The sequence below is a fragment of the Blautia massiliensis (ex Durand et al. 2017) genome, assembly GCF_001487165.1.
Taxonomy (GTDB): Bacteria; Bacillota; Clostridia; order Lachnospirales; family Lachnospiraceae; genus Blautia_A; species Blautia_A fusiformis.
In genome coordinates this window covers 818,915-842,728 of record NZ_LN913006.1, presented here as the reverse complement: position 1 = coordinate 842,728, position 23,814 = coordinate 818,915, and the positions used below count along the sequence as shown (strand labels likewise).

Sequence of the window (23,814 nt, the reverse complement as noted above, 5' to 3'; positions counted from 1 at the left end):
CTCCTATCCATAGTATCTTCCCAGTTTCCTATGATGCCGGAAATGCGATCCATCCAAGCTTCGCCGAAAAATAAACCAGGGCATACAAAAATCCCGGCAGCATACAAAGCGCATAGGGAATCGCGTAGGAAATCTTTTTCTTCAGCACCATCACCGGAAGGATCGCCGTACTGACTACTGCAGGATAAATAAGGGAGGATCCTGAAAACGTCAACGCACTGACTGCAGCAATGAAAAGCAGCACCCAGCTCTCTTTATTTCTGCCATCTTTGTTGAGCCAGAGCCGTATACTTACCAGAAGCGCTGCCGGAATGGAAATATTTGCCAGCAGGGCCTTCCCTTCATAAACCCGCATAAACGCAAAGGTTCCTGTTGTATAGATAGAAAAAGAAAACAATTGCATCAGACACACAAAAAGAACCATCAGGTCTGCTTTTTTTTCATCTCCACGAAAAAAGCTTTTTCCGATCTGGTAGATCAGAAGATTGATCATCAGCATGTTGATCACAGACATCACGACCTTGGACTGAACGATCGGGTGGATGCCCAGAAGGACACACCACACCGCATTGTTCATCGGATATGCAGAAAGATCATAGCGGAGATTAAAATTTCTCTGGATAACACCGGTAAGCGGACTGTATCGGGCAAGAGTGTCTGTATACACGGAAGTGCTTACTGAACCAATATAATGTGTTGCATCTGCAGTAACGTCCTGATATGCAGCCACCAGAAAACACTGCAGGATCACTGCCGCAGCGGTCAAAAGCAGCAGCAGTGAATGCTTCCGAAATGTTTCTCCTATCCGGTCCAGCTGTCCCTTCCAAAGTTTATGCGCAAACAGACATGCTGCCAGTACACAAGCTGCCATGATCACCATCCACAGATGCGAAAAGGTACTCAGTTTTACCCATTTCAGTGTCATAGGAACTGCAAGTATCTCAAAAACCGCAAAATACAGAAGATATCCCAAGACCAGTTCCATGGTTACTTCCGCCTTCATTTTCAGTATCCGTGTCAGCAGACTTCCTGCACAGAAAAATACCAGCAGCTCCAGGATTAGTCCGGCAATTGCCAGTATCAGCTCCTGCATTTCACACCTTCTCTCCGGCTTCTCTGGCAAGGATTCCCATTGCAACCTTCTCCGGAGTGATCGGGAGCTCTCTGACACGTACACCTGTTGCATTATAAACCGCATTAGCAATAGCCGGACAAGGTGTATCGATCACAAGCTCACCAATGGATTTTGCACCGAAAGGACCTGTCTTCTCGTAGCTGCTCTCAAACTCGATCCGCACCTTCGGAATATCCATACGGTTGGGGATCTTATACTGCATAAAAGAATTGTTACGGATCTTTCCCTTATCTGTATACTGTACATCCTCATACAGAACCATTCCGATTCCCTGACCGATACCGCCTTCTGCCTGCACTCTGGCAAGATTTGGATTGATCGGAGTTCCACAGTCGATCACGCCCACATAATCAATGACATCGATCTGTCCGGTCTCTTTATCGACCTCCACTTCAGCGGCACCTACCATAAACGGTGGCGGAGAGATCGGAGAAGAATATTCTTTTACAACCTGAAGCTCACTGCAGACTCCACAGGTCGCTTTTCCTGCGATCTGCTGCAGCGTTACCTCTTTTCCGTCTTCTGTGCGGACTTTTTCTCCGTCAAAATCAGAATCCTCTGCAGATACTCCAAGCATCTGTGCGCCAAAAGCGTGGATTCTCTTTCTGAGTTCTCCGCAGGCCTGGATCACGGCATTTCCGGTTGCATAGGTTGTGGAAGATGCATAAGAACCGGAATCATAGGGAGAAATATCTGTATCCACACTGAATACCACGATATTTTTCATATCTGTATCCAGACAGTCTGCTGCCATCTGAGCAAGAATGGTATCACAGCCGGTTCCCATATCAGAACATCCAAGTGCCAGGGTATAGGAACCATCCTCATTTAATTTAATGTCTGCTCCGCCGACATCGATCCCTGCAATTGATGAGCCCTGCATGGCCATAGCGATACCGACACCCCGTACTTTGCCGTTACCCATATCACGGAACGGATATTTCTCATCCCATCCGATCATTTCCTTTGCACGGGCAAGGCATTTATCCATGGTACAACTGCCGTTGATCGGTACATCCGGATATCCTGGAAGTGCCTCTCCCTCCATAGGCATGTTCAGCTCACGGAATTTTACTGGATCCATCCCCATCTTATGAGCCAGCTCATCTGCTGCAGACTCCACAGCAAAAATACCCTGTGTGGCACCATAGCCACGATAAGCGCCAGCTGCCTGCATATTGGTGTAAACAACATCATAGGCAAAACGGTAGGCTTCCGTATGACGATACAGCGCAATGGATTTATGGCCTGAAAGTCCTACGGTTGTAGGCCCATGCTCTCCATAGGCACCGGTGTTGGAAAGAGTATAAAGATCGATTGCCTTTACAATACCGTTTTCGTCCGCACCCATACGGATATGGACTTCCATCTCATGACGCGGAGAAGACGCGATCATGGATTCCTTTCTGGAAAAAACGATCTTGGACGGACGCCCGGTAACCCATGTTACCAGTGCCGGAAAAACCTCACTGACAGAAGACTGTTTTGCACCAAAACCCCCGCCGATACGAGGCTTGATCACACGAACTTTGGAAGACGGAATGTTCAGCGCATTTCCTACGATCCTTCGGATATGGAACGGGATCTGGGTGGAAGAAACCACCGTCAGTCTCTGAAAATGGTCCATATAACAGTAGGTACGGAAGGTCTCCATCATGGTCTGCTGATTTGCCTTTGTGTGGTAAACCTGGTCTACTGTATACGCACATTTTTCCAGCATGGCATCCACATCACCCACTTCTTCTACATTGGAGGAACAGAGATTACGCTTATTATCTCCTCCGGCCGGGATCGGCATATACCAGTCATCCTCCGGGTGCACCAGAATGGGATTATCCTTGGCTGTGTGGATATCCAGAACTGCTTCCTCCACACGATATTTTACCTTAATGCGTTTCAAGGCTTTATCTACTGCCTCTTCTGTCTCACCGGCTACGATGGCAACCGGATCCCCTACAAAACGCACATGCTTATCTATGATATAGCGATCCCATGGACTGATCTCCGGCGCTGTCTGCCCGGCCAGGGTAAATCTTTTGTGGGAAACATCCTCATAGGTCAGAACACAGGCAATCCCCTCGATCTTCTTTGCAGCATCTGTCTTGATCTCTTCCACCCAGGCATTGGCATGAGGACTTCTTAAGATCTTGACGATCAGGCAGTCAGAAGGTGCGAGATCATCGGTATAGACCGGTTTTCCGGTTACCAGCGACATTGCATCTGTTTTTGGCACCGGCTTGTTTACGTATTTCATTTTCCTTCCTCCTGTCCTTTTTTATAGTCGAGAAATTTCAGGATACTTCTGGTCTGTCCCACAAATCCCGAGCAACGGCACAGATTTCCGGAAAGATACTCCAGGATATCCTCTTCTGTGGGATCTTCCAGTTCCTTTAACATGGCAAATACATTCATGATAAATCCCGGATTGCAGAAGCCACACTGCTCTGCTCCCTCATTTGCCATAAAAGCGCCGAATTCCTTTGCTTCCTCCTGCATTCCCTCCAGAGTCACGATCCGTTTCCCGTCTGCGCGGGCAGCCAGCATGGAGCAGGACAGTACCGGACGTTCATCCATCAGCACAGTACAGAGACCACAGTTTGCAGTCTCACAGCCACGTTTTACGCTGTAACAGCTGTTTTTCCGCAGGAAATCCAGAAGCAGTTCATCCGGACGTACCTCTGCCTGCCGTTTTACACCATTCAGCCAGAAAGTGATATTCATTCTGCTCTCCCTCCGATCTCTTCCCAGGCTCTTCTTGTAAGGACTTTCACAAGAAGACTTCTGTATTCTTTTGAAGCACGCATGTTCTTGTCTGTAGAAACATGTTCCGCTGCATATGCGGCAAAAGATGCTGCTGCATCCTTTTTCTGCTGTGCATTCATCTGTACAAAATCTTTTAAGATTTCCTCTTCATCTTCCACGATCATTGCTTTTCCGGGTCTGGCCCCAATGACAGTTCTTGCTTTTCCGTCAATAAGAGCGGCCGCACAGGTGAGCACAGGAAAATCTGTGGAATTGTTCCGCTGACTTAAGTACACACTGTTCAGCGGCTGTTTTTTTACAATGATATTTACCAGGATATCGTTATCCTTTTCCATGGATGCAAACTGTGCCAGCGGAATGGTTCCGCCATTGTACAGCTCCACCCAGGTATCCAGTGCCAGAAACATGGTCAGTACATCGGAAAATCCGAATCTTCCGAAAATACTTCCGCCCACTGTGGCACAGTTTCGAAACTGCACACCCACAATGTGCCGTACACTTTCACGGATAGCACTGTTTGTATAGGCATTCAGCTCTTTGTGGGTTTCCAGCGCATGAAGTGGTGTCATACAGCCGATCACAAATGCTTCTTCTGTTTCTGTAATAGTATCCAGCCCAAGACCTGACAGATCAATGGCTGTCATGATGTTCCGGTTTCCCATTTTCAGCCAGACCATACCGCCCAGCACACAGGCTGTTCTTTTCTGGTTCAGTTCATATGCCTGTTCAAGGCTTTCTGCCTTTATGTAATTCTTTATCTTCAGCATACTTTATTCCCTTCTGAATTCTCATTCTCTTTCTTTACGGCTGTTTTTTCAGCCGAGCATTTATTTTAACAGACTGTCAGCTAAATAGCTATTGTTTTTTTCTCTGCTGTTCTGATGCCGCATCAGTCAGCGGTCTCCAGAACGATAAACTGATACGGTTTCAAAATGATTTCTTTTTCTGTGATCTCCACAGCTTTCTGATTATTCAGAAGCACCTCTTTTACTTCTCCCGGCAAAGATACCTTCTGTGACTGTGCCTGCATATTTCCCAGGATCAGAAGATTTTTCTCACCGTTTCTTGTATAGGCGATCAGATTCTTCTGTTCTTCCTGATATGGAGCGAATGTTCCGTATACAAGCGTTTCTTTATATTCCGGAGCTTTTCTCAGTGCAATCAGCTTTTTGTAGAAAGAAAGGAGGGAATCACTATCCATTAACTGGGACTCTATATTGATCTCCTTATAATTGGGATTGACCCCAAGCCACGGCTCTCCTTCTGAAAATCCCGCATTTTTCTCTGCGCTCCACTGTACCGGAGTTCTGGCATTGTCTCTGGAAAATGCGGAAGCAGCATCAAGCGCTTCTTTTTCACTGCATCCGGCACGGAGCGCTACCTGGTATTCATCGATGGTACTGATGTCATCGATCTGATCCATAGAAGTAAACTCCATATTTTCCATACCGATCTCCTGCCCCTGATAAATAAACGGAATTCCCTTCAGCAGGAAATAAACACCTGCCAGGAGTTTCCTTGAATCCGGACAGCGGTCTTCCGGAGAAATATAGTGACAGACACCTCTTGGCTCATCATGATTCTCAATAATGTTGGAGATCATGCCGGTATCCCCAATCTTTTTCTGCGTATGGAAAATACACTTCTTGTACTCTTCCGGAGTCAGGTACGGTTTGGATGCATACCAGCCATCCTCGCTCTTTCCGTAACAGGTTTCTTCAAAATCAAACATGGATGAAAAATATCCGTTTTCTCCGATAAAATCTTTGATCTCATCTTCCTTTTCATTGAAGACCTCTCCTACAGTAAAAGCATCATAGGGATGAAAGCACTTCTCAGCCATCTCTCCCAGAAATTCTCCAATCCCTTCTGCCTCCTCCAGCATCCTCCCGACGCTGCAGAGCCCATCTGCACGATCGGCAGGATAATCGGAAAACGGAAGCTTCTTCTTGATATTGATAATGGCATCAATACGGAATCCGCCAAGCCCTTTTTCCATCCACCAGCGGATGTTTTTGTAGACTTCCTCTCTTACTTCAGGATTCTCCCAGTTGAGATCCGGCTGCTTCTTGTGGAATACATGGAGATACTGTTTATCCGGATGTCCCGGAAGCTCTTCCCATACCGGACCACCGAAATAGCTTCTCCAGTTGCAGGGAACTTTATCATCCTTTTTGTCCCGGATATAAAAGAAATTTCCATACTTTCCGTCCGGATCCTTAATGGCCTGCTGAAACCACTCATGCTCATCGGAGCAGTGATTTACCACCAGATCCATAAGGATGTACATTTCTCTTTTTTTTGCTTCTGCGATCAGACGATCCATATCCTCCATGGTCCCAAACCTCGGATCAATCGCATAATAATCTGCAATGTCATATCCCTGGTCTGCAAGGGGAGATTTATAGATTGGGGAAAGCCAGAGGATATCTGCTCCCAGTTCCTTAAGATAATCAAGCTTGCTGATGATTCCCGGGATGTCTCCGATCCCGTCTCCGTTGGAATCATAAAAGCTCTTGGGGTATATCTGATATACCACTTTGTCATGCCACCATTTTCGTTTCATCGTAATTCCTCCTATGCCTGTTTGATCATGCAGTACTGCTTCAGATCAAATCCTTTTTTCTGTACAATGCCGTATAATTTAAATCCGAATTTCTCATACATGGAAACATTTGCCGGATTATGGGTTTCCAGAGAGATCATCAGCTTATGCCTGTCCGCATAATCGATCACCTCATCCATCAGCTTTTCAGCAAGACCGTGATGCTGCATCTTCGGCGCCACTGCCAGATAGATCACATGAAGCCTTTCTGCTGTATGAAGCTGGGAAGTCCAGCTGGAATTCAGATAGTCTTTTCCCTGGATGAATTTCCGCAGGGTCGCAAGACTTGGATCCTCTTTGATCAGATAGCCATCTGTTTTCAGAAGGGCAAAAAAATCCACCATCAGATTATGTAAGGCTGCTTCATGCTCCGTTCCGTCGGATACTACCAGGATACTGTTCAGCTCACTGCTGTCTGCATAGATCTCGCAGGTCTCAAAAAACTCCGTAAGATCACAGGTAAAAAGCTCCGGCATCAGCCGTTCTCTGGTATCCCTGTCCGGGATCAATGCATGATACAGAGGATCCTCCGAAAAACATACGGTCAATATCCGGATCAGCTTATCCAGATCTTCTTCTTTCACTCGGTATAAATTATGGCTTTCCATTCTTTCCTCCAGATATGGTTTTATTCTGTTCCTTTTTCAAACATATCACTGACCTCGCAGATCAGATTCCTGAGCTTTTCCACTGCACGGATCAGATATTCAATATCATCCGCATAATAACGCTTCTGTCTTTCCCAGGCTTCCTTGAGGCTCTGCTTTTCCGCCTCCAGACTGTCACCCGGCTTCTTTTCCTTCAGCCTTTCCACAAGATCATAAAGGTTCTCATGGTGGATGATCCTGCCCTTTCCCCACATCAGGCGATCCGGGGACTGCTTCAAGATATATTCCGTAAAATGATAAAAGACTTCCCGCTCAAACTGAAAGGCATAACAGTTGTTGTCAATACTGTAAAAAGCCTCCAGCGCAGGTGCGATCTCTCCTTTTTCCAGATATCCCATCGCTTTCTTCAGTGCATAAAGATTGTTCTGCACTGCCTGCTGCGGAAAGATCACATTGTCATCCCAGTCCAGACGTACCAGATAATCCTGGGATTTCCGGAATACACCGAGAAGCTTTTCGGTAATGGCATCAGCTTTTTTCCAGTCACGTTTTTCTTCCGGAAGGCTGTTGAAGCGCCGTACCTGCTTTGCAAGGATGGCAGCCGCTTTTTTTGCCTCTTCTGTTTTTTTCAGAAGGAGTGTACTGTCGGCGCCGGTCTGCATACACAGATCCGTATCCAAGGTCTTAATACTTTGGTCCAGTACCCGCCCGAAATCCATTGGCGGCAGAGCAAGGCTGTCAATAGCCAGAAGAAGTTTCAGATAAAATTCATGATGGAATCTGTATACCTCTTCCTCATAAACATCCTGGTTATCGTATTGGGAATGATAATAATTTTCCATAAAGGGACCACCGCTGAAATCATTGACCATGGACGGGATCCCGGAAATAGCCATGGTAAAATCATCAGACCAGGTTTCAATGGGATACAACGTGGTCATGCCCTCCGGATAAATCCCCTCCGGCATCTGCACAGTATCCACGAAGCTGCGCACAAAATCCGCATACTCATAGGTACATCGTACTGCATCTCTGGTACTGTGTGCATGAGCCGGAAGCTCAAAATTCAGATCTGCGATCACGTGCCCCTGCCACTCCGGTCTCGCCTCAAATACCTGGCGGTAAGCACCTGTGGACCAGTCATATTTTGTGTCGGAAATCCCCCATTCTTCTGCTGCAAGAGCACATACCACAATAGTATGGCGAGGTTTATAGCCACCACGGAGCAGCGCCCTGGCAATTCCAATGATCATGGCCACTGCCGCATTATCGTCCTGAAATCCCTCAAAATAGGAATCATAGTGAGCACTTAACAGGATCATGGAATCCGAATCGGTTCCCGGGATTTTGCCAACGATATTGTAGGTATACTGGTCTTTGATCACCTCTGTGTCCGCATCAAATTCCACGGAAAGCTCCGGAACACGATTCCCATTCTCATTTTTTTCCTCCATCAGCTGACGGATCATAAGAAAATCTGTCCGTGACATGGAAAATGCAGGCGCACAGGAAGGTCCTGCGATATCCTGTGCATTCAAAGCCGTATCATCGATCTGTGCGTATCCTCTGCTCTGTACGGCAATCAGAGCTGCTGCACCCTTCAGGTGTGCCTGATACACCGGGTAGTTGATCCACCATTCTTCTCTCTGATTGATCTCGATAAGAACCAGCTTTCCTTTCACATCGATATCCTTATATTCGTCGGCTGTACCCTTTCCAAGATATACAAGATCAAACCTCTGAAAGCCATTGGTCTTAAAATCCGTCTGATATGCGCCAAGCTGGATCTCCCGGCAGGTTCCCTCTCTGTCATGGCAGCGCATCACCGCTTTTTTAAATTCCCATGCATCCACACGGATCTTATCTTTTTCTACCTGTGTGAGACCGGCTTTTTTCATTTCTTCCAAAAGCATATCTCCGGTTTTTCGCTCTGCCAGGGAGCCTGCTGTACGGTATCCCAGAACCGGATTTGTTTTTTCCTGTTCCATGCGCCTGGCCAGATCATAAGATTCTTTTATATTCAGGCATGAAACACATTTCTCCACGATGTTCAAATTTACTGTCATCCCTTTCTCGGCAGTTCCCTGCCGGCAGTTCCGTCCTCCCGGCAGAGATATTCCTCTAACTGTTATAGATTATACCTTATCAATGTGCGGATTTCCAGATAAAAAAACGCGATTTGTTCTGACAAAAAATCCATCTCACAAATCACGTTATTATAATTTCTTTTTAGCCGGAATACCGAAGCGCATCAATAGGCTTCCTGGATGCTGCCTTGTTAGCCGGATACAGACCCAAAAGCACATCGATCATCAGAGACATGGTGTTGGTGACACCGGACATGGCTTCCATGATCTCTGACTGATCCACAATGGAAAAAGCGTCTTCGTCCTGCTCAAAGCGTTCCATCAGGAGCTCTGTAAACGCATTTTCTGCCAGATCCAGATTACCGGTACCCACAATTGTCTTGGAAAGGTTCCCTTTTTTCGCCTCCACCGATTACGTTTTCGCTGCTGTTTTCTGCGCCGGCTTCGTATGCGCCACTTTAAAATATCCCACAGTTCCCGCACCTGCCACGCAGACAGCCGCCACCGGGATGATCACCATAAGCCTTTTACGCCGTCGTTTCATTTTCCTTAACCTCAAAATATGCTGTGTATGTTCTCTCTGTTTTAAAAATACTTTAAAAGAAAAATGCATAAAGACTTTGTGTGATCTGTGAAAACCCGGTGAAAAAGGTATGATATTTTTCATATACAAATGCAAATAATCAATTATATTTTCTGTCTGTTGCTATCATTTTTGTATATATTAAATATTATTTTAAAAATTATATATTATTTTCTGGTATTTCTTACCGAAATATGTTATAAAAGAAGTAAGAAAAACTACCGAAAATCAGATATTCCTGCTTTCGGTCCGAAATAAAGGAGGTATCTTTATGGCAAAACGTATTATCACCATCAATCGTATGTTTGGAAGCAACGGACGCCTTATCGGCAAGACTCTGGCTGAAAACCTGGACATCGGTTTTTATGATAAAGAACTGATCGACATGGCTGCCAAGAAAAACAATATCCCCTTCGACACCCTGGCAAAGGTAGACGAGAAAAAAGCCAGTCAGTGGGTATTTCCCGTTGACAGTGAGCTACAGTTTACAGATAATTTCTCTTTTGTACCAATGAACGATGTGCTCTATGATCTCCAGAGAAAGATCATCCTGTCCCTTCCGCAGAGAGAGGACTGCGTAATTGTCGGCCGCTGTGCGACCAATATCCTGAAGGATAAATCACTTAAACTTTTTATCCATGCACCTTTTGAGGAAAGAATTCAGAATGTGATACGCCGTACCGGCAGAGAAGAAGCCAGCGCACGGAAGCTGGTCAAAAAAATGGATAAAGAGAGAAAGGCTTACTATGAATACTTTACAGACAGCAAATGGCTGGATATGACACAGTATGATCTCTGTATTGACAGCAGCCGGTTTTCTATGGAGCAGATTATTGAGATTGTAAAGAGATGTCTTTAGGATTCTTTTTTTCTGAAAATTTTTTCTGAAAAATGTTTTTACGCTTTGGAAGCGTAAGTGAAACCGCAAGGGAGGGGAAGCACTCGTAGTTGCGAAAGGCCGTTTCCCCTCCCCTGCACCCCTTCCCTCAGGCCCCGCTATGAACCGTACGTTTTGATTATGTTACGTTGTTGACAGGGTGATGGATTCTGCGTTTGTTTAAAGCGCCAGGCTGTGCCAATCTCATCGGCATAACACCTTTCAACAAGAAGACGTATCCTTCCCACCATTCCAACACATTGAGCAACACCAAAATATTTATTGACCAGACGCTATTCTTCCCACACCTCCAACTGCGGACGCTCAACTCATCAAAACGTAAGGACAGGACACCACGCGTCCGCTTCTACCTCTCCGGCTGAAACGTCAGCCGGGGAAGTGACAGTCCTCCGGGCTGCTACGGAGAAGGGGTGATGATGGTTAGGTTGCGGGAGACGGCGTTATTGCGGAAGGGCCCAGCTGTTTGAGCCGAAGGCGAGTTCTGGACCCTTCCGCAATGGTTTTAGCCGGCTCACGGAACCTTAGCAGCATCCCCCGACGGAGTCCGGCCCGGAGGACTGTCACTTCCCCGGCGTCCGTTCACCAATATACTCTTTCAAAAACTCATATATATCCCCCTCCAACGGCGGACACCCCTCCACATAATTCTGAAACTTACAGGTACAGTGTCCCACACCAAGCACTCCCGTCTTACCACGATACCCCTGCCCGATGCAGATCTTTTCATCCAGCTTCTCAAAAAGCCCCTCTTCCTTCAGCATCTCCAATGCCGGGATCAGATACCCGTAGCAGGCACTGCAGGATTCCACCTCCTCCACGGCATCTGCAAGCTCCACAACCTTTCTGGATACCGGCATCCTCTGATCCGCACCATCCTCCAGAAATCTGACATCTGCTTTTGAAATATCTGAACAGCCCACTCCAAGCTCACCTGCCAGCTTCACATAAGGAACCTCAGCTACCTCATAATGCATCATCTGACACACATATGCATCCACAAGAACCGGATCACAGGCAGCCATCACCCGGTTCATCACAACAGGATTTCCGCCATCTTCAAAATCCAGATCCCCGCAGATATTATCCACAACAATAAAGTCCTGCTGTATCCCCATATTCAGATGAGCAATGGGTTTATGAAGCCCCAGAGAATGAAACCGTCTCTTTTCCTTATTTGGAATCAACCCCTTCATATTCTTAAGGGCACAGGTGATTTTTGTCTGACAATGGCCTTTCAGAACCGGCACATTGATCAGAAAATCAAGCTCCTTTACCCGCTCACAGACATTCAGCTCCATTCCGCCGCAGTCCACAGAAATACCCTTATCCTTCTGCATATCCCAGAACGGCACCTGATACTCTTCCTCAAGCCTGTCAAAGCCACAGGTCTCAAAAGCCTCCCTTGTCTTATCTCCTACCCAGGATCCCTCCAGCATCACCATATCCCGGAAGCCATGCTCCTTCAGATACTCGATAATTCCTGCAACCACTTCCGGATGAGTCGTTGCACCCCAAGAAGCCTCTGAAGGAGAAACCAGATTCGGCTTGATCCCGATCTTTTTCTTTCTGTCCCCGATATGGGACTGAAGATCCGCTTTTTCCAGAAGCTCCTTTGTCATTCTTTTATATTCCGTACCACTGGTAATAAAAATCTGATTTTTATCCATAATTATCAAAATTCCTTTCTTTCTGCAATGTGAATGTTGATCCAGATCCACACCAAAGCCCTGCAAAGCTTTTATCATCAGATAAGCCAGACAAAACAGCCGACAAATACAGCATTCATCACAAGCATCACAATCATAAAAAATACCCTCTCTACCGGTTTCCCGATAAAAAGGATATTTTATCCGACACAGCAGTCTCGTATTATCTTTCGATCTTTGCCCCGTTCCACCATGGGAATTCTCGGTTCAGCCATTTTCCTGCAAGCTCACTCCATGGTTCACAGGCTCTTGCGATCCCTCTGCCGTTTTCGTTGGCAGTCAGCTCATTTGCCAGGCCGATCCCATGGGGTCCCTGCGGAAAAACATGATACTCCACTGGAATGCCCTTTTTATAGAGTGCCTGAACAAAGAGAAGTGTATTATCCAGCAGCACCGTCTGATCCTCAAAGGTATGCCAGATAAAGGTTCTGGGTGTATCTTCCGTAACCTGAAATTCCAGAGACATCCGATCTTTCAGCTCCTCATAACGATCTCCCAGAAGATTTCGAAAGCTTTCTTCATGACCAACTTCCCCTGAAGTGATCACCGGATAATTCAGGATCATGCCATTGGGACGGATCCTCTCGTTTTCCATTCCCGTGATCCCTGCAAGCTCCTCCGTATTCCAGAATACTCCCAGAGAAGCTGCCAGATGGCCTCCTGCCGAAAAACCGGACACAATGATCTTATTCTTTTCAATATGCCACTTATCGCTGTTCTCTCTGAGAAGAGCTACTGTTTTTGCCAGCTGACGGAGGGCCACCGGATATCTGGCAGGTGCCACACTGTAACGAAGCACCACTGCGTGATAGCCCATTCCCATAAACCGGACAGCAATGGCTTCTGCCTCTCTGTCTGAAGTCATGCCATAAGCTCCGCCCGGACAGATCACTATGACCGGACGCTTCTGCCCCGGATAGAGTTCTTCCGACTCCTGCCAGAAATAGGTCTCTATCCATGCCTCATTATAGTCCTTTGTTTTTTCTTCGATCACAATTCTATCGTTGATCATTCCGGTTTTCCCTTCTTCATTTCATTGCTTCTCTGATCGCTACAAGAAGTTCATCGTACTCTTCGTAAGCCAGAATTTCCGGATGATCTGCACGGATCTGTTCTGTACTGCGGAAAAGGAATCCTGCTTTGCTTGCCTGGATCATTCCGAGATCATTGTAGGAATCTCCGCTTGCGATAGTCTCAAATCCCATGGACTGCAGTGCCTTCACAGTTGTCAGCTTGGATTTCTCACAGCGCATCTTAAAGCCTGTGATCTCTCCGTTCTCTGCTACTTCCAGGGAATTACAGAAAAGTGTCGGCCGTCCAAGCTTCTCCATCAGCGGAGTTGCAAACTGTGTAAAGGTATCACTGATCAGTATCACCTGGGAAAAAGATCTCAGCTCATCCAGAAATTCCTTTGCTCCCGGAAGGGGATCGATCTTTGCAATAGTCTCCTGGATCTCTTTCAGTCCCAGACCATGTTCTTTCAGAATTCCAAGTCTCCAATTCATCAGCTTATCATAATCCGGCTCATCACGGGTTGTTCTCTTGAGCTCCGGGATTCCGCTTGCCTCTGCAAATGCGATCCAGATCTCCGGTACCAGTACACCTTCTACGTCCAGACATGTAATATACATCTTTCATATCCTCCTCTTGATCCAACTTACCGTTGATATTTCACAGAGTCTGACTCCTTCCGGCTGTCAGAACTCTTTAATCTTTTAGCGCTTTACCCTGATATTACCATATGCTCTCAAGGTCTGTAAACAGTTTTATTTTTTCTTCTTTTCCGATTCATAGATCTTCAGCTCTTTCAGTGCTTTTTCCCCAAGAGGATACAGCATGAAAATATTAAAGATCGTCATCAGGCCGATTCCTACATCTCCCAGATCCCATACAAATGTGTAAGCCGCGATCCCACCGATAAACAGCATCACCAGTGCCAGCACCTTATATCCTGTCTGTGAACCCCAGTTATCACCGAAAAGATAGGCCACATTGCCTCTTGCATAAAACAGGATTCCCAGGAATGTGGAAAAGCTGAACATAAACAGTGTTGCAGCAATAAAGATCACTCCAAACTGCCCCATATGATAATGCATGGCAGTCTGAAGAAGTTCCATTCCGGAAAGCCCCTGTACCAGATCTTCCGGGGCCAGAAGCATGATCATAGCTGTACAGCTGCAGATCACGATCGTATCCACAAATACACCCAGGGCCTGGACAAATCCGGCTTTTACCGGACTGTCACATTCTGCTGCCGCTGCTGCACAGGGAGCGGAGCCGCTTCCCGCCTCATTGGAAAAAAGGCCTCTTTTTACTCCGTTCATCAGCACGACGCCAAATCCGCCGGCAACAGCCTGACGAAATCCGAAAGCTTCTTCAAAAATCCGTTTAAATACTCCCGGCATACTTCCAAGATTTGTAAATATAATAAACAGCGTGATCACAAAATAAAGCACTGCCATCACCGGCACCAGAAGATCCAGAACTTTAACCGTTGCATTCTTCCGAAGCACGATCACAGCTGCGATCACTACCAGCACGATGGTAGTATACAGCGGCGGAATATCAAAAGCATTTTTGAAAGACGCCGTGACGGAATTGCTGATAACCTGACTGATTCCACACCAGCAGATCAGGCCGGAAATGGCAAACAGAACGGAAAGCAGAACCTTTTTTCGTTTTCTGCCCTGTTTTTCTTCCCAGTAGCGATGGATATAGTAGGCAGGACCGCCCCTGTAGCCACCATAAAGAGGATCCTTTTCTTTATAGAGCTGTGCCAGGGTTGCTTCGATAAAAGCAGTGGAGGAACCGATCAGCGCCGTGATCCACATCCAGAATACCGCTCCTGCACCTCCTGCCGAGATCGCAGCTACCACACCGACCAGGTTTCCCATTCCCACACGGGTAGCTGTAGACACGATCAGCGTCTGAAATGCTGAAAGATTATTTTTGTCACTTTTCTTTTCTGACAGGGCTCGTACCATATCCGGAAAAAGACGGATCGGCAGAAGCTTTGTCCTGATGGTAAAATAGATACCGGTCGGAATCAGAAGCAGGATCAGAAGTGAGATTCCCAGCGTACTTCCTCCCGGAAGCGGGATCTTTATCAAATCTCCCCACAGAAATGTATAGACCTTTTCGATCATTGTTACTATCATGTTACTGTTTCCTTTCCCCAATCACCCCATGTGATCGTTTTGTTCTCTTTTTCTGCCCGTTGTTTGTATTTATTTCTGCAACGTTTTAAACGGGCAAAGCGTGTCTTTCATTATAATAGCTTTCTGTTTGTATGTAAAGAAAAATCCCGAATCTTTCGATCCGGAATTTTTTTGTATTGGTAACTTTTCTGTTATTCGACAGATTTCTGATATCTGTCTATTTTTATGAGCATAGCTGCATTTTACTCTCAGCCAGCCAGGTGGAACATCTCGATCAGGAATATCCAGCTCATTCCATAGTATGTTATCACGGCTACAAGGTCATTCACCGTAGTGATCAGAGGACCCGAGGCTACTGCCGGGTCCACACCAACCTTTTTGAAAAACAGCGGTATGCAGGTTCCCACTGCACTAGATACCAGCATGGCCACCAGCAGGGATAATCCGATACAGCCGGATACCGCATAGGCAAATACGAGTGTTTTTCCTTTGAATAAGAAAATATACAATCCGATCAGTACAAAAGACAGAATACCGAGCAGACCACCGTTGCAAAGACCGATCCGCATTTCCTTCAGCACAAGCTCTGCTTTCTGTCTGCCCGTCAGCGTCTCATCCATCAGCACACGGATGGTTACAGCCAGGGACTGGGTTCCAACATTTCCTGCCATATCCAGGATCAGAGACTGAAAGCACATGATGATCGGCAGACAGGTAACTACTTTTTCAAACATTCCCACAACAGAAGATACCACCATACCAAGGCCCAGAAGAACGATCAGCCAGGGCATTCTTTTTTTCATGCTTTCAAAAAGAGGTTCTTTCAGATCTTCCTCTGCAGTCAGACCAGCCAGCTTTGCATAATCCTCTCCCATCTCATCGTCTACCAGATCGATGATCCCTGCGGATGTGATCACTCCAAGGAAACGATTGTCATCGTCCAGTACAGGAATGGAATCTTCAGAATAATCCTTCAGCCGTTCCATACAGTCGTCGATCTGCTCAGTACCATACACATATGGATAGGAAGTTACGATCAGCTCTTCCATAGGGTGGTCCTGTCTTGCTGTGATCAGATCCTTCAGATCCAGGGCTCCATAAAACTCCCCTCTGTCCGTCACTGCAAAGATCGTAGAAATATTATCATTATCTGCCGCCTGGGAAACCAGCTCACTCATGGCCTGCTTTACGGTCAGGTTTTCACGGATCACAATGCAGTTCATTGTCATTCTGCTTCCGATCTCATCCTCATCAAAGGAGCGGATCATTTCAATATCTTTCCGCACCTGTTCATCCAGAAGCTGGATCAGAAGCTTGCGTTTTTCTTTATCGATCTGCTTTAAAACATCTGCCAGGGCATCGGTTTCCATTTTGGAAAGAATGGCTGCCGCTTTTTTTACATCCATCTCTTCCAGATATTGTACAGTTTCTTCTTCCTCCAGATATTCAAAAACATCTGCCAACATACTGCTTTCCAGGATACGGTATAGTCTGCTGCGCTCCGCAGTGCTTAATTCTCTTAATACTTCCGCCAGATCGTTTTCGTGGAAATCCTGCAGCCTTTCACTTAAAACTGCCGGAGAAACACTGCTTCGGATCAGACTCAGAATATCTTTTGAAAAATCCTGATTTCTTTTTGTCATTTTCTCATCCTCCTCACATAGTTTCGCACAAAACACGCACACCAAAAACAGACATGTTAAAGCATGTCTATGTGCTGTTTGATTTTCGATTGTGTTTCCTTGGGATTTGAGTATAAAGCGAAATGAATTTATACATGATCGCCTTACTGTAAGATTCTCAGAATGAGAAGAATGAAAAAGATATCTATTATAATCCTGCTACAATTATAATGTAATAATATCGTACAGATTCTGATGGCACCGATACATCCTGTCAAATATATCCTTCTGATATACAGACATAATATTCTCACAGATATTCTGTACACTTAAAACAGAATGGAACAGTCTCATCTCGCTCTGTTCTTTCCATCTTTCACTCTGAGAGCTACAACTTCGCCCATGAGAATCACAACTGTCCATTCTGTTCACCTGCCTTTTTTCTTAAATTTTTTTATCAACCCGGCCATTATAACGTTCCCGGCCGGGTTTTGTCAACCGGATTTATGGTTAAATTTATTGTAAATCCGGGTAAAATTTTATGCTTCACAGAGGTGGATGTTTATGCAGCAGCATTTGCGTTAATCGTATCAATGATGTTTTTTCAAAAAGGATCAAATTAAAAAGTCCAACAACAAATGCTTCTGCACGGATCTTCAGCATTTACTGTCGGACTTTTATCCTTTTTATTCCTTTTTGAAATATATCACAATATCATATTGTAGAGCAAAAGATTATTCTGCGTGGTCTTTCAGGTACTCTGCACGCCCCTCTTCGTAGAGGTTATTTCCCTCGCTGTCAATGATGACTACAAGCGGCATGTCTTCCACATAAAGCTTGCGGAGTGCTTCTGCGCCCAGGTCTTCGTAAGCGATAAGCTCTGCTTTTTTGATGCATTTTGCAAGAAGTGCACCTGCACCGCCGATGGCTCCGAAATATACGCCGTCATATTTTTTCATTGCATCTACGACTTCCGGAAGGCGGGCACCTTTTCCGATCATTCCTCTGGCGCCTACGGACATCATAGTCGGTGCATAGGCATCCATACGGCCGCTGGTTGTAGGGCCTGCGGAGCCGATGACTTCGCCTGGTTTTGCCGGGGTCGGACCTACATAGTAAATGGTAGCATCTGTAGGGTCAAAAGGAATCTTTTCTCCTTTTGCAAGGGCCTCGCACATTCTCTTGTGACCTGCATCACGGGATGTATAGATAGTTCCTGTCAGTAAAACCTGGTCGCCTGCATGGAGAGTTCTTGCCAGCTCTCTTGTCAGAGGCAGTGTGATCTTTCTTCTTTCCATATTAAAGCACCTCCGTTTTATGACGTGTTACATGGCAGTTGATGTTAACTGCACATGGCATACCTGCGATATGAGTAGGCATAGTCTCAATGTTCAGACCGATAGCTGTGGTCTTTCCGCCAAAGCCCTGAGGTCCGATACCAAGCTTGTTGATCTTCTCCAGCATCTCTTTCTCAAGATCTGCATAGTAAGGATCCGGGTTCTCTGTATTCAGAGGACGCATCAGCGCTTTCTTTGCAAGAAGTGCACATTTGTCAAAAGTTCCTCCGATACCAACACCAACTACCATAGGCGGACATGGGTTCGGACCTGCAGTTTCTACAGCCTCAAGAATGAAATCCTTGATTCCCTGAAGGCCTGCAGATGGCTTGAACATACGGATCTGGCTCATATTCTCGCTTCCGAAGCCTTTTGGTCCTACAGTTACTTTCACCTGATCTCCAGGAACGATCTCTGTATAGATCATAGCCGGTGTATTATCACCTGTGTTTCCACGGCGTACCGGATCCTTGACAACGGATTTTCTCAGGTAACCTTTATCGTATCCGCGGCGTACACCTTCATTGATGGCATCATTTAAATCTCCGCCTGTAAAGTGGACATCCTGACCAATTTCAAGGAATACGCATGCCATTCCGGTATCCTGACAGATCGGAACATTCTCACTGTCTGCGATATCAAAATTCTCGATAATGTTATCAAGGACACCTTTTGCGATCTCACCGTCCTCGCAGGCACGGCAGGTTTTGATAGCATCCTTCACATCTTCCGGGAGATGTTCATTGGCTTCGATACAGAGTTTTTCGATAACCTCTGTAAGTCTGGTTACTTCGATTTCTCTCATAATAGACTCCTTTCGCTTATCTCATATGTTTTTATTATCATAACATATTGTTAACGTTCGTGGCGGGCATATTTCGGCAGAAGCATAGGAGATACGTCTCCTGTATCAACTCCTGCATTTTTCAGTTCCTCTTCATATTTTCTGATATGATCTAGATTCATGGTGCCAAGCTCTACCTCTTTGCATTTGGCAGCTGCTTTTTTACCTGCATTTCGTCCGAATACAATTACATCAAGAAGAGAGTTGCCCATCAGTCGGTTTCTTCCGTGGATTCCGCCTGCTGCCTCTCCTGCAACCAGAAGGTTCGGGATTTCTTTTGTAAAGCCGTCTCCGTTGATCTCAAGACCACCGTTCTGATAATGAAGGGTCGGGTAGATCACGATCGGGACTTTTCTCATATCAATGCCGTAGTTCATATACATACGGAACATGGCAGGGATCCTCTTTTCGATAGTTCCCTCACCGCCCAGGATCTCGATCATCGGAGTATCCAGCCATACACCTTTTCGTCCACCTGGAACTTCAACGCCACGGCCTTCCTCACACTCGCGGATAACACCGGAAGCATTTACGTCACGGGTTTCCAGCGGATGAATATAAGCTTCTCCGTTTGCATTTACAAGCTGTGCACCAACGGAACGAACCTTCTCTGTTACCAGGGCACCAAGGATCTGTGACGGATAGATCGCACCTGTTGGATGATACTGGATAGAATCCTGGTAAAGAAGGGAAGCGCCTGCTCTGTATCCAAGTACGAGTCCGTCAGCAGTTGCTCCGTAGTGATTGGAGGTCGGGAATCCCTGATAATGCATTCTTCCTGCACCACCGGTTGCAATTACAACTGTTTTTGCTCTTGCAACGGAATAGTCTCCGGTTTCCATGTTGAGAAGGACTGCACCGGCAGTCTGACCTTTTTCATCCTTCAGAAGTTCTACAGCGGAGGTAAATTCCACTACCGGGATCTTAAGATTTAAGACCTCATCACGGATAGTACGCATGATCTCTGATCCGGAATAATCCTTTGCAGCATGCATTCTCTTTCTGGAGGTACCGCCGCCATGTGTAGTGACCATGGTTCCGTCTTCTGCTTTATCAAACTCAACACCAAGGTCGTTGAGCCATTTGATCGCATCCGGGGCTTCCATTACCAGTCTTTTTACCAGCTCCGGTTTTGCTGCAAAATGTCCGCCTCCAAAGCAGTCCAGATAATGCTGTACCGGGGAATCATTTTCTTTATCTGCTGCCTGGATCCCGCCTTCTGCCATCATGGTGTTGGCATCACCGATACGGAGCTTTGTAACGATCATAACGTTGGCACCTGCGTTGTGGGCCTCGATGGCACAGGAAGAGCCTGCTCCGCCACCGCCGATGATCAGTACATCTACATCATAATCGATTTTTGTAAGATCGATTTTTTCGTTGAGCAGACGGCTTTCTGAATGGAGCATTTTTGTCAGTTCCAGTGGTGCTTTCTGTCCCTTGTTCGGTCCTACCTTGATCTCTGCAAATGCATCCGGGTTATAGTCCGGATGGAATTTTTTGAGAAGAGCATCTTTCTCATCTGCACTCAGACGTCTTGGCTCTGTTGCCATACGCTCCGCTCTTGTAGCCTCTACCTTTTTGATGGATTCCATCATATTTTCTGGATATGGTGCATACATGTTTTACGCCCTCCTACTTCTCGATTTCTCTGCTGTTGTAAAGTTCCTGCATCTCTGTGATCGGCTTCTGCATGATCTTCTCGATCATATCGTCAAATTTGCCCTCGTGGATCTCTTCCACACGTTTCTCCAGATGCTCGCTTTTCGGCGCAATATATTTTCCGGTGAGACGTCTTGCCAGAAGGCCTACCATCGGATGGGAAATTCCTGCCGGACATCTTACGGAACAGCAGCCGCAGCTTACGCAGTCAAAGGATTCCTCTGCACATTTTTCAAGCTCGCCTCTCTGAGCATATGCAATATACTGCATGACATTTAAGTCCTGTGTACAGGCCTTTGTGCAGGCATTGCATCCGATGCAGCTGTAGATCTCCGGATAAAGCTCCATCATTACCTGCTGGTTCGGCTTAAGATCTTCTATATTATAAAGTCTCTTGTCTGTAGGGAAGAACGGGATACTTGCCACATACATTCCCTCCTGCACCTGTGTCTGACAGGCGAGACAGGTTTTCAGCTCATTCTGTCCCTTGATCCTGTAGATGGTCGCACAGGCACCGCAGAATCCGTGTCTGCAGCCGCATCCTCTTTTTAATGTATAACCGGCATATTCCATAGCTGTCATAATGGTCAGATCACCGGGAACGCTGTATTTTTTACCGAAAAAATATACGTTTACCATATTATTTTCCATGTTGGTGTCCTTTCTTTTATCCAAATCGTACGCCATGTGGAACAGCCATCTCACACGTGCCCGTCGCAACGCTCTGCTGAACTAAGTACTAACTGCGACTAAGGAGTTCAGGAGAGCCTTCACTCCTAAGTCTTCGTAAGTACTGGATTTCAGCGCCGCTAAAACCGCTCCTAAAATGGGCATCTTAGCGAGATGGCTGTTCCACATGGCTGTGTACTGGCTATAACCAGCGCATATATTTGAAAGTTTCTTAAGGTGCAATCTATAACTTAGTACTCATTAGGTAATTCATCCACCTCATCACATCGGAATACCGGGCCGTCTTTGCAGACGTATTTGTCTCCGATGTTGCAGCGGCCGCATTTTCCGACACCGCATTTCATACGAAGCTCCAGTGTGGTATATACCTGATCTCTGGAGAAGCCCAGCTCTTCCAGTCCTGCCAGAACGAATTTGATCATGATCGGCGGGCCGCAGACCAGAGCGGTCTTATTGGTATCAAAACCAATCTCCTTCAGATAATTCGGAACAAATCCTACATGACCGTCCCAGCCTTCCTGCTCGCGGTCAATGGTAAGATATACATTTACACCTTCTGTTTTCATCCATACTTCCTGGATTTCCTTAAGCTGCACCAGATCATCTGCGGAACGGGAACCATAGAGAATATCTACTGTTTCGTAATCCTCACGGTTATCCAGCACATAATTGATCACGGAACGGAGAGGTGCCAGACCGATTCCACCTGCGATGAACAGGAGATTTTTTCCCTTTAACTTATCTTCCACCGGAAAATGATTTCCGTATGGTCCGCGGACTGCGATCTCATCTCCAACCTGAAGGCTATGGAGATAGTCGGTAAGGGATCCGCATTTTTTGATACTGAATTCCTGATAATCCTTTACAGTCGGAGAAGAAGTAATGGAAAACATACCTTCACTGACGCCTGGTGCACAGACCATGGCACACTGTCCTGGCATATGCTCGAAAAGCTTTCCACCCTCCGGAGCCTCCACACGGAAGGTTTTTACATCCGGTGTCTCCTGACGGATATCTGTGATCACGCCAACCTTGGGGATCAGCGTATCCAGTGTATAATTTTTATGACAGGTACATTCACTCATTCTTTTCACCTCCCTGTTTTTCAAAGGCCTTGATGACTTTTACGATATTTAAAGATTCCGGACATTTCTCCACGCAGCGGCCGCAGCCAACACAGGAGAACATGCCGTCATTATTTAACGGATAATAAACAAGCTTATGCATAAATCTCTGACGGAATCTCTGCATCTGGCTGGTACGGTTGTTTCCGTGAGCCATCATGGTAAAATCAGAGTACATGCAGGAATCCCAGCAGCGGTAACGGTGAACACCGTGCCCTGTGTCGTAATCCTTAATGTCATAGCACTGACAGGTCGGACATACGAAGGTACAGGTTCCGCAGGCAAGACAAGGCTTGTACAGTTTCTCCCATACAGGAGAATTGAAACGGTCCATGTATTCTTCCTGCGCCCATCCTTCCAGTGAAAGATGTGTATATGGAAGAAGCTCGATAATACCACGGATTGCCTTCTTCTCCTCTTCTACCTTTGTCTCATCAGCATCTGCCAAAAGCTCCTTCACAGCTTCTGTCAGAGCATTTCCTTTTTCTGTGAGAGGCTTCCAGAAAAGTTCTCCCTCGATGATCCAGGCTGCAACATCTGCTTCCGGATCTGCAGCATCAATGCCAAATACTTTACAGAAGCAGCTTTCCTCCGGTTCATGACAGGCAAGAGCTACGATAGTTCCATGTTCTCTTCTTGCCTGGTAAAAAGTATCCACCGGATCCCCAAGGAATACCTTGTCGAGAACCTTCACACCCTGTACATCACAGGCTCTCATTCCGAATACGACAAAATTCTGGTCTTTCAGTGCCTGAGGCTCAATGCTGATATTTTTTCCGTCTTTTTTACAGGTATAGAGATTTTCACTCTGCGGAAAGAAAGCATCCTTCGGTGATTTCACGGTTTTCAGTGTTTCAAGGGAAACTTCTGCATCCTCACTCCATGCCTTGAAGTTCACCTGTTCACTTACCTTTACCGGTAAATATAATTCCTGGTCTGCGGCAATTTTCCGGAATAATGCCGGCAGATTTTCTACTGCGATCTTATACATA

The 23,814-nt window shown here is 46.2% G+C and carries 21 protein-coding genes; 1 reads left to right on the top strand and 20 read right to left on the bottom strand.

Annotation, left to right across the window (positions count from 1 at the left end; translation table 11 throughout):
* Positions 1-28 precede the first annotated feature (28 nt).
* The 9 genes from BN3261_RS04825 to BN3261_RS18080 all read right to left on the bottom strand — a co-directional run bounded on the left by BN3261_RS04825 (position 29) and on the right by BN3261_RS18080 (position 9,742).
* A complete protein-coding gene (locus BN3261_RS04825; RefSeq protein WP_059085589.1) occupies positions 29-1,093 on the bottom strand; it encodes a DUF6077 domain-containing protein in 1,065 nt (354 codons plus the stop codon).
* Position 1,094: 1 nt separating this feature from the next.
* Positions 1,095-3,389: a xanthine dehydrogenase family protein molybdopterin-binding subunit gene (locus BN3261_RS04820; RefSeq protein ID WP_015524718.1), complete on the bottom strand. Its 2,295-nt coding sequence runs from the start codon at positions 3,387-3,389 to the stop codon at positions 1,095-1,097.
* Positions 3,386-3,856 (bottom strand): (2Fe-2S)-binding protein, encoded by a 471-nt coding sequence (locus BN3261_RS04815; RefSeq protein ID WP_015524717.1) that lies wholly within the window; start codon positions 3,854-3,856, stop codon positions 3,386-3,388. The genes BN3261_RS04820 and BN3261_RS04815 overlap by 4 nt, the downstream gene beginning before the upstream one ends.
* Entirely contained in the window at positions 3,853-4,665 is an 813-nt protein-coding gene (locus BN3261_RS04810; RefSeq protein WP_059085588.1) for an FAD binding domain-containing protein, read from the bottom strand. The genes BN3261_RS04815 and BN3261_RS04810 overlap by 4 nt, the downstream gene beginning before the upstream one ends.
* 122 nt (positions 4,666-4,787) lie before the next feature.
* Positions 4,788-6,464, bottom strand: a complete 1,677-nt coding sequence (locus tag BN3261_RS04805) for an alpha-glucosidase (protein ID WP_059085587.1) — start codon at positions 6,462-6,464, stop codon at positions 4,788-4,790.
* An 11-nt stretch (positions 6,465-6,475) separates the two neighbouring features.
* The gene (locus BN3261_RS04800; RefSeq protein WP_015524714.1) at positions 6,476-7,111 is read right to left on the bottom strand and encodes a GNAT family N-acetyltransferase; all 636 of its coding nucleotides are present in this window, start codon (positions 7,109-7,111) and stop codon (positions 6,476-6,478) included.
* A 20-nt stretch (positions 7,112-7,131) separates the two neighbouring features.
* A complete protein-coding gene (locus tag BN3261_RS04795) occupies positions 7,132-9,177 on the bottom strand; it encodes a M28 family peptidase (protein WP_059085586.1) in 2,046 nt (681 codons plus the stop codon).
* A 163-nt stretch (positions 9,178-9,340) separates the two neighbouring features.
* The gene (locus BN3261_RS04790; protein WP_059085585.1) at positions 9,341-9,607 is read right to left on the bottom strand and encodes a hypothetical protein; all 267 of its coding nucleotides are present in this window, start codon (positions 9,605-9,607) and stop codon (positions 9,341-9,343) included.
* Between the two features lie 3 nt (positions 9,608-9,610).
* Positions 9,611-9,742, bottom strand: coding sequence for a hypothetical protein (locus BN3261_RS18080; RefSeq protein WP_256380160.1), 132 nt, complete (start codon positions 9,740-9,742; stop codon positions 9,611-9,613).
* A 310-nt stretch (positions 9,743-10,052) separates the two neighbouring features.
* Here BN3261_RS18080 and BN3261_RS04785 point away from each other — a divergent pair, with 310 nt between their 5' ends.
* Positions 10,053-10,640 carry a cytidylate kinase-like family protein gene (locus BN3261_RS04785; RefSeq protein WP_059085584.1) on the top strand — a complete coding sequence of 196 codons (588 nt, stop codon included), beginning with the start codon at positions 10,053-10,055 and terminating at the stop codon, positions 10,638-10,640.
* Between the two features lie 599 nt (positions 10,641-11,239).
* Here the strand turns inward: BN3261_RS04785 and BN3261_RS04780 are convergent.
* From BN3261_RS04780 to BN3261_RS04730, 11 genes are all read right to left on the bottom strand, one after another.
* Entirely contained in the window at positions 11,240-12,346 is a 1,107-nt protein-coding gene (locus BN3261_RS04780; RefSeq protein WP_059085583.1) for a DUF362 domain-containing protein, read from the bottom strand.
* 202 nt (positions 12,347-12,548) lie between these two features.
* Positions 12,549-13,397 (bottom strand): alpha/beta hydrolase, encoded by an 849-nt coding sequence (locus BN3261_RS04775; RefSeq protein ID WP_059085582.1) that lies wholly within the window; start codon positions 13,395-13,397, stop codon positions 12,549-12,551.
* A gap of 16 nt (positions 13,398-13,413) precedes the next feature.
* The gene (gene thrH, locus BN3261_RS04770; RefSeq protein WP_059085581.1) at positions 13,414-14,016 is read right to left on the bottom strand and encodes a bifunctional phosphoserine phosphatase/homoserine phosphotransferase ThrH; all 603 of its coding nucleotides are present in this window, start codon (positions 14,014-14,016) and stop codon (positions 13,414-13,416) included.
* A 135-nt stretch (positions 14,017-14,151) separates the two neighbouring features.
* Positions 14,152-15,543, bottom strand: a complete 1,392-nt coding sequence (locus tag BN3261_RS04765; protein ID WP_059085580.1) for an alanine/glycine:cation symporter family protein — start codon at positions 15,541-15,543, stop codon at positions 14,152-14,154.
* Positions 15,544-15,791: 248 nt separating this feature from the next.
* Positions 15,792-17,186 carry a magnesium transporter gene (gene mgtE, locus BN3261_RS04760; RefSeq protein WP_059085579.1) on the bottom strand — a complete coding sequence of 465 codons (1,395 nt, stop codon included), beginning with the start codon at positions 17,184-17,186 and terminating at the stop codon, positions 15,792-15,794.
* 713 nt (positions 17,187-17,899) lie between these two features.
* Positions 17,900-18,463, bottom strand: a complete 564-nt coding sequence (locus BN3261_RS04755; RefSeq protein ID WP_022426051.1) for a Fe-S-containing hydro-lyase — start codon at positions 18,461-18,463, stop codon at positions 17,900-17,902.
* Between the two features lies 1 nt (position 18,464).
* Complete coding sequence (locus tag BN3261_RS04750; RefSeq protein ID WP_059085578.1) at positions 18,465-19,307, bottom strand: fumarate hydratase; 843 nt, start codon at positions 19,305-19,307, stop codon at positions 18,465-18,467.
* Positions 19,308-19,357: 50 nt separating this feature from the next.
* Positions 19,358-20,968, bottom strand: coding sequence for an FAD-dependent oxidoreductase (locus BN3261_RS04745; RefSeq protein WP_022426050.1), 1,611 nt, complete (start codon positions 20,966-20,968; stop codon positions 19,358-19,360).
* Between the two features lie 13 nt (positions 20,969-20,981).
* Positions 20,982-21,695 carry a 2Fe-2S iron-sulfur cluster-binding protein gene (locus tag BN3261_RS04740; RefSeq protein ID WP_330383239.1) on the bottom strand — a complete coding sequence of 238 codons (714 nt, stop codon included), beginning with the start codon at positions 21,693-21,695 and terminating at the stop codon, positions 20,982-20,984.
* A 233-nt stretch (positions 21,696-21,928) separates the two neighbouring features.
* Complete coding sequence (locus BN3261_RS04735) at positions 21,929-22,783, bottom strand: FAD/NAD(P)-binding protein (protein WP_059085577.1); 855 nt, start codon at positions 22,781-22,783, stop codon at positions 21,929-21,931.
* Positions 22,776-23,813 carry a 4Fe-4S dicluster domain-containing protein gene (locus BN3261_RS04730; protein ID WP_059085576.1) on the bottom strand — a complete coding sequence of 346 codons (1,038 nt, stop codon included), beginning with the start codon at positions 23,811-23,813 and terminating at the stop codon, positions 22,776-22,778. The genes BN3261_RS04735 and BN3261_RS04730 overlap by 8 nt, the downstream gene beginning before the upstream one ends.
* Between the last annotated feature and the right edge of the window lies 1 nt (position 23,814).

Coding starts and splice junctions, on each gene's coding strand:
- BN3261_RS04745 (WP_022426050.1), bottom strand. CDS start 20,968: ATGTATGCACCATATCCAGAAAATATGATGGAATCCATCAAAAAGGTA.
- BN3261_RS04755 (WP_022426051.1), bottom strand. CDS start 18,463: ATGGAAAGAAGAAAGATCACACTGCCTCTGACAAGAGAGCTGGCAAGA.
- BN3261_RS04815 (WP_015524717.1), bottom strand. CDS start 3,856: ATGAATATCACTTTCTGGCTGAATGGTGTAAAACGGCAGGCAGAGGTA.
- BN3261_RS04805 (WP_059085587.1), bottom strand. CDS start 6,464: ATGAAACGAAAATGGTGGCATGACAAAGTGGTATATCAGATATACCCC.
- thrH (WP_059085581.1), bottom strand. CDS start 14,016: ATGTATATTACATGTCTGGACGTAGAAGGTGTACTGGTACCGGAGATC.
- BN3261_RS04780 (WP_059085583.1), bottom strand. CDS start 12,346: ATGGATAAAAATCAGATTTTTATTACCAGTGGTACGGAATATAAAAGA.
- BN3261_RS04785 (WP_059085584.1), top strand. CDS start 10,053: ATGGCAAAACGTATTATCACCATCAATCGTATGTTTGGAAGCAACGGA.
- BN3261_RS04775 (WP_059085582.1), bottom strand. CDS start 13,397: ATGATCAACGATAGAATTGTGATCGAAGAAAAAACAAAGGACTATAAT.
- BN3261_RS18080 (WP_256380160.1), bottom strand. CDS start 9,742: ATGAAACGACGGCGTAAAAGGCTTATGGTGATCATCCCGGTGGCGGCT.
- BN3261_RS04735 (WP_059085577.1), bottom strand. CDS start 22,783: ATGAGTGAATGTACCTGTCATAAAAATTATACACTGGATACGCTGATC.
- BN3261_RS04740 (WP_330383239.1), bottom strand. CDS start 21,695: ATGGCGTACGATTTGGATAAAAGAAAGGACACCAACATGGAAAATAAT.
- BN3261_RS04800 (WP_015524714.1), bottom strand. CDS start 7,111: ATGGAAAGCCATAATTTATACCGAGTGAAAGAAGAAGATCTGGATAAG.
- BN3261_RS04825 (WP_059085589.1), bottom strand. CDS start 1,093: ATGCAGGAGCTGATACTGGCAATTGCCGGACTAATCCTGGAGCTGCTG.
- mgtE (WP_059085579.1), bottom strand. CDS start 17,186: ATGACAAAAAGAAATCAGGATTTTTCAAAAGATATTCTGAGTCTGATC.
- BN3261_RS04765 (WP_059085580.1), bottom strand. CDS start 15,543: ATGATAGTAACAATGATCGAAAAGGTCTATACATTTCTGTGGGGAGAT.
- BN3261_RS04810 (WP_059085588.1), bottom strand. CDS start 4,665: ATGCTGAAGATAAAGAATTACATAAAGGCAGAAAGCCTTGAACAGGCA.
- BN3261_RS04730 (WP_059085576.1), bottom strand. CDS start 23,813: ATGTATAAGATCGCAGTAGAAAATCTGCCGGCATTATTCCGGAAAATT.
- BN3261_RS04820 (WP_015524718.1), bottom strand. CDS start 3,389: ATGAAATACGTAAACAAGCCGGTGCCAAAAACAGATGCAATGTCGCTG.
- BN3261_RS04795 (WP_059085586.1), bottom strand. CDS start 9,177: ATGACAGTAAATTTGAACATCGTGGAGAAATGTGTTTCATGCCTGAAT.
- BN3261_RS04750 (WP_059085578.1), bottom strand. CDS start 19,307: ATGAGAGAAATCGAAGTAACCAGACTTACAGAGGTTATCGAAAAACTC.